Below are 232 nucleotides of genomic sequence, written 5' to 3' on the forward strand. Positions count from 1 at the left end.
GTGGTATGGCTTGAATATTGTAACCGTGAAGAGCGTACCAAAGGCGCTCACCATTCACGCTGCGCCAGATTTTACGCATGTGCTTGGGCTGCAAATTATAAAGCTGCTCGGTGGTGATGACTTGGCTGTGAGCAAGGCGCATCCGCATATTGTCGCCAACGCCTGGCACATCGGCCAGCTTTACCTGAAATAACGGGTTCGGCATCATATGCGGGTGCCAGATCGCTAAGCC

1 protein-coding gene is annotated in these 232 nt (G+C 53.0%); it reads left to right on the plus strand.

Annotated elements, in window-relative coordinates:
* Positions 1-193, plus strand: a 193-nt coding sequence (locus HBA93_RS23865) for a hypothetical protein (protein ID WP_221724858.1), incomplete at its 5' end; no start/stop codon positions are given.
* Between the last annotated feature and the right edge of the window lie 39 nt (positions 194-232).

Source organism: Ochrobactrum sp. SFR4, from assembly GCF_019730395.1.
Lineage (GTDB): Bacteria > Pseudomonadota > Alphaproteobacteria > Rhizobiales > Rhizobiaceae > Pseudochrobactrum.